The 5,745-nt window shown below is 61.7% G+C and carries 4 protein-coding genes; 1 reads left to right on the forward strand and 3 read right to left on the reverse strand.

The features are described from left to right. The 3 genes from AC1DLB_RS19385 to AC1DLB_RS19395 form a co-directional block, all read right to left on the reverse strand. Positions 1–1,605: ATP-dependent DNA ligase (locus tag AC1DLB_RS19385; protein ID WP_477785465.1), on the reverse strand; the 1,605-nt coding region annotated here is incomplete at its 3' end. Continuing rightward, positions 1,602–2,633, reverse strand: coding sequence for a ligase-associated DNA damage response exonuclease (locus AC1DLB_RS19390; RefSeq protein WP_477743358.1), 1,032 nt, complete (start codon positions 2,631–2,633; stop codon positions 1,602–1,604). The genes AC1DLB_RS19390 and AC1DLB_RS19385, both read right to left, overlap by 4 nt. 165 nt (positions 2,634–2,798) lie before the next feature. Continuing rightward, a complete protein-coding gene (locus AC1DLB_RS19395; RefSeq protein WP_477785466.1) occupies positions 2,799–5,249 on the reverse strand; it encodes a penicillin acylase family protein in 2,451 nt (816 codons plus the stop codon). A 201-nt stretch (positions 5,250–5,450) separates the two neighbouring features. Here AC1DLB_RS19395 and AC1DLB_RS19400 point away from each other — a divergent pair. Then, positions 5,451–5,745 (forward strand): isochorismatase family protein (locus AC1DLB_RS19400; RefSeq protein WP_477785467.1); only part of this gene is annotated, 295 nt, incomplete at its 3' end.

Genomic DNA, 5,745 nt, shown 5'->3' on the forward strand with positions numbered 1-5,745 from the left:
CCGCACTGCAATCCCGCTCGGGTGCCGTTTCGACGGGGCAATGCTCTCGAATCCCAGCTCAAACACCAGGCTTGGTTTCACACGGATCACAGATCCGGACTTTTCCACCGTGGTCTTGCGCACGAGGCTGTCGATCTGGCGGATTTCTTCGTTGGTCAACCCGGAGTAGGCCTTGGCGAAAGGCACCAGTGTCCGCTCGCAGGCACAGGGTGGGCCGTCCCAAACGGCGAAAGTGTAATCAGTGTAGAGACTGGCCTGGCGGCCATGACCCTGCTGCGCATGGATCAGCACCGCATCGACACTGAACGGGTCGACTTTCCATTTCCACCACACGCCCGTGTCTTTGTTCCGCCCGACGCCATACTGCGCATCGCGGGCCTTGAGCATCATGCCTTCGACCTTCAGTTTGCGAGAGGCTTCCCGTTGGCGGGCGAGGTCGAACCAGTCTTCGCCGATCAACATGGGCGAGGCAAGTAACACCGGGTTTGCGCAGGTGGTGATGAGGTGTTCCAACTGAGTGCGGCGCATGGCCTGAGTCTGGTTGCGCAAATCCTGGCCCTGCCATTCGAGCAGGTCAAAGGCCTGAATGACCACGGGCACCTCATCGAGGATTTTCTTGTCCAGCGTGTGACGGCTGCTGCGYTTTTGCAGCAGGGCGAAAGGCTGCACCGCCAGCGACGCAGGCGATTGCCGCTCGCAAGCGTTCCCAGAGCCCGAGGGCGCGGTTTTCCAGGCGACGATTTCACCGTCGATCACCGTGCCGTCGGGCAAGTCGTGAATCAGGCTGCCCAGTTCGGGGAACCGTTCGGTCACCAGTTCTTCGCCTCGCGACCAGACCCACAAGCGCCCATCGCGCTTGACCACTTGGGCGCGGATGCCGTCCCATTTCCACTCCACTTGCCATTGGCTGGCCGGGCCGAGCAGCGCTTCGAACTGCTCAACCGGTTGCGACAACGCATGGGCAAGGAAGAACGGGTAGGGTTGGCCACCCCGTTGGGCGTGTTCATCGGGTGCTTCGGGGGCAATCAGCTTCAGGTAACTCGCGGCATTCGGGCGGTGTGACGGGGCGGTGTAACCCACCAGTCGCTGGGCCACGCGTTTGCCGTCGAGCCCGGCCATTGCTGCCACGGCGCGGGTGACCAGCGATTTGGAGACACCGACACGGAAACTGCCGGTGATCAGTTTGATGCACAGCATCAGGCCCTGGCGATCCAGTTGCGCCCACAGCGCGGGCAGGCGTTCAGCGAGGACCCGCGGGGGCGCGCTGCGCAGTGGCAACAGTTTGTCCTCAATCCACACCGTCAGTCTGTCGGTAGACGTGTGAGGCGTTTCGGGCAGCACCAGCGAAATGGTTTCCGCCAGATCACCCACCGCCTGGTAGCTTTCCTCGAACAACCAGGGCGAGAGCCCGGAACACGCGATTGCCATGTCGCGCAGCACCCGTACCGGCACCCATTGCCGAAGCCGCCCGCCGGCCAGCAAATACACCGCCCAGGCGGCATCTTCGGGCGTGGCCTGGGCGAAGTAATGCTGCATCGCCGCCAGTTTGGCGTCGCTTGAGGTGGTGGCATCGAGTTCGGCATACAGCTCGGCGAAGGCTTTCATGCCTGCACCTCGGCGCTCTCGGGTTCGAAGGCTGCGTTGTTCTCATCGTCGCCGTATTCGGTGCGCAACCCCATGGCATCGAGGCCCTGTTCGCGCAGATGCCGTACCAGCACTCCGATCGATCCATGGGTGACCTTCACCCGTTCGGCCCCGGACTGTTCGATGGTCCAGAGCAGGCCGGGCCAATCGGCGTGATCGGACAACACGAAACCACGATCCACGCCATGCCGCCGCTGCGTGCCGCGCAAACGCATCCAACCGCTGGCGAGGCCATCGCTGTAGTCGCCGAAGCGCCGTACCCAATTGCCGGTACCCGTTGCAGGCGGCGCGAGGACCAGAGCTTTGCGCATCATCGGGTCCTGCTTTTTTACTTCGCTGGCATAAATCGTTGGCGGTAAATGAATGCCGCTCTGACGATAAAACTGATTGATCGGCTCAACCGCACCATGCACCAGGATGGGGCCCAGGCCGGCATCGAGGCCATGAAGAATCCGCTGAGCCTTGCCGAAAGCATGACAGAGCAGCACGCTGGTTTTATCGACTGCGGCGTTGGACTGCCACCACTGATTGATCTCGGCAAGGATCTGCGCCTGGGGTTGCCAACGGTAAATTGGCAGGCCGTACGTCGATTCTGTGATGAAGGTGTGACAGCGCACCGGTTCGAACGGTGCACAGGTGCCGTCGGGCTCTGTTTTGTAATCACCGGAGGCGACCCAAACCTCACCGCCGCATTCCAGCCGCACCTGGGCTGAGCCGAGCATGTGGCCTGCGGGGTGAAAACTCAGTTTTACGCCATGGTGCAGCAATGGCTCGCCATAGGGCAGCGTTTGCAGGTTGATGTCCTGGCCCAGCTGCGCGCGCAGAATGCCCGCACCCGGTGCCGCCGCCAGATAGTGTTGGTTGCCACGGCGAGCATGGTCGCTATGAGCGTGGGTGATGACTGAGCGCTCGACGGGGTGCCACGGGTCGATATAGAAATCCCCGGGCGGGCAGTACAAACCTTCAGGACGTGCGATAACAAGGTCCATATTGTTACCAGAATGGAGAGGCCTGTTAGCTAGGAGGTTTGCCCGAAACGAGAAGTTCTATTTATTTTCACAGAGATTAATAACAAAAGATCGCAGCCTGCGGCAGCGCTTACAGATGGGTGCGAATCCCCTGTAGGCGCCGCCGCAGGCTGCGATCTTTTGATGTTACTTGCCAGGCGTCAGCGTCAACCGCGTCTTGCCATACACCTTGTCAAAGTTCTGCGGCTGCATCGGCAGGCTCATGTATTGACCTTTGAGCCATGGATCGACGCTGTCGAGATAGTGCGGGCTGGCCGGGTTGCCGGATTGGCCGGTAGCGTTCTGGCCCATCAGCGGTTCGGCCTGGCCGAAGTCGACAATAAAGCGCATGGCCGGGGCCTGCGTGGTGTTGAAGTCCTGACCCCAGGCGAACGAGGCGGTGTTGAGCGTAGTGTGATCGCCGCCGGCCGCCAGCGGACCGCGCACGGTCTGGCCGCTGGCGTTTTTCCACTCGTAGCGGTGCAGTTTGCCCCACTGCCAGGCTTTGTGATCGCCGCCCAACTGGCTGTCGCCCGCGCTGATCGCAGCCGCCAGGCTACGGGCCAGGATCGCCGGTTTGTCTTCTTTCTGCGCGGTGCGCACGTCATCCCAGAACGGACTGTCCTCACGCCCAAGCAGGTGATCGGCCTGGGCCGCGTAGGATAATTTGCCGTTGGCGATAAAGGCTTTCCACGCCGGGCTGCTTTCCGGGCCCAGTTCGTCGAGGAAAATCTGTTTGGTACTTTCCTGCAGGAACAGCTCGTAAATCGCCGCGTCGGCGGAGGTCGGGCTGAGTTTGCCGTCGAAGGCCATCAAGCGGGTATACGCCTCGCGAGCCTTGCCGCGATCGGCCACCGGCAACGCTTCGATGGCCTGCTTGAGTGGCTGGGCCATGCCCGGCGCTTCAAACATCTTCTTCAGCTTGGCGGCGAAGGTGGTGGTCTGGTCGTATTGCATGGCGATCAGGCTGCGGGTGTCGTGTTTGCCCACGCCCGCCAGTTCGGCCATGCGTTCGCCACGCTCCGGCGCCGCCCAGGAATTGGACAGCTGCATGCCGTAGCCATGGGGAATGACCCGCTGGTTGGCGGTGCCGAGCCAGCCCTGCGCCGGGTCCTGGTCATACGGATGGAGCATCGGGTCGGCGTAACCGTCCCAGTCGTAGCGACCTTCCCAGCCCGGCGACGGCAGCAAGCCTTCGCCTTCGCGACGGTTCGGGTAGCGCCCGGTGACTTGCCAGCCGATATTGCTGGCATCGGCAAACACCAGATTCAGGGCGATGGCGCGGATTTCACGGCTAGCGTCCGACGCTCTCTCGGTACTCTGCGCCCGGGACAGGTCGAAAAAGGCGTCCAGGGTTTTGTCATCGGTGAAGTCCGGCGCCTGCAGGGCCAGGCCGAAACCATTCGCCAGCGCCGTGCCCTGAGCGCTGTTGAGCAGTGGCCCATGGCGGGTTTCGTACACCGCTTCGCGAATCGGCCGCTGGCCTTTGACGAAATAGGTTTCGTTGCGCACGATCGCCGGCTGCCATTTGCCGCCCACTTCGTAGGAAAGGCCATTGCCCTGGCGTTTGATTTTTTCCAGGAACACGTCCTGGTTGTCGCCCATGACCGAGGTCATGCTCCACGCCACTTTGCCGTTGAAACCAGCGAGCACCATCGGTAACCCGGCAATGGTTACGCCGGAGGCCTGGTATTTCGGCGCGCGAATCTGCACGTAACTGAACAGCGACGGGACGCCCAACGGTCCATGGCTGTCGCTGGCCAGCAGGCTCTTGCCGCTGCGGCTGCGTTGCGGGGCGATCGCCCAGTTGTTCGAGGAGGTAGCGCCCAGCAGATTCAGATCCGACAGTTGACCAGTGGCTTTGCTGATTTCGTTCAGCCCCGGGATTTGTCCGGTGAGTTTGATGCCCTGAAGTTTTTCAGCTTCAGCCACCGGCAGTTTTTCGTCGGGAGCGGACGGGGTCAGCCACGCCAGTTTGTCGGTGCTGACAGTCTGGGCCAGCATCAGCGAGGAAATTTCTTCCGGCAGGTTCGCCGACTGGCTGAAGTTCAGCAGGCAGAAAATCAGCGCCGAATCTTCCGGTTTCCAGTATTCAGGTTTGTAGCCAGTGGCCGCGAGGTCCGCCGGCAGCTTGTCGCGGTAGCGGAACAGGTAGGCGTTGACCCCGCGGGCATAGACTTCGAAGAAACGCTTGAGGCGTGGCGACGAGGCCTTATACAGCTCATCCGCGCTTTTCTTCAGGTTGACCGCACGCATGTAGCGGTCGGCATCGAGCAGGTCCGCGCCGGACATTTCCGCCAGACGGCCCTGGGCCAACAGGCGCAGAGTGRCCATTTGGCTGATGCGGTCGCTGGCGTGCACGTAGCCGAGGGTGAACAGCGCATCGTGGAAGCTGTTGCTCTCGATCAGCGGCATGCCCATGGCATTGCGGCGAACCGAAACGTTTTGCGCCAGGCCCTTCAGCGCTTGCACGCCGGAGGTGGGCGGGAGGGTGTCCTGGGCGTTCCATGTCTGACAACCGGTCAGGCTCAAAACACCGGCCACTGCTGCGGCAACGCCGAACCGGGGAAGAAAATGTGTAAGGGCTGGCGAGGCCATGGCAAAGCTCCTGCGGGGGTAGTGACGCGACAAAGGCGCTACGTTAGTGAGCAGGAGGTGGACGCGCAAGCGGCGGCTGGGTTATTTCTTTTCGGTGATCGCCGGCATCAGGTCGTCCTGTTTGCGTTTGCTGGCTTGCCGGTAGCAAGAGGCGATGCTGTAGTGCGGCAAATTCAATGGCCTCGCATGGGAAAAGTCGGCATGGAACTTAAGACAAACGCGGCGCTGATCATCATCGATCAACAAAAAGGCATCCTGCATCCCAAGTTGGGCCGTCGAAACAACCCTCAGGCCGAAGAGCGCATCCTGGAGTTATTGGGGCATTGGCGTCGCACCGGGCGGCCGGTGATTCATGTGCAGCACCTGTCCCGCTCTGTGGATTCGGTGTTCTGGCCGCAGCAATCGGGGGTGGAGTTTCAGGAGCGCTTCCAGCCATCGATCGGTGAGTGGCTGATACAGAAACAAGTGCCGGATGCGTTTTGCTCGACCGGGCTGG

The sequence above is a fragment of the Pseudomonas sp. 05N434 genome (assembly GCF_056396965.1).

What these genes read in the sequence shown, in the direction of transcription:
- AC1DLB_RS19390 (WP_477743358.1), bottom strand. Translation starts at nt 2,633, where the DNA reads ATGGACCTTGTTATCGCACGTCCTGAAGGTTTGTACTGCCCGCCCGGG.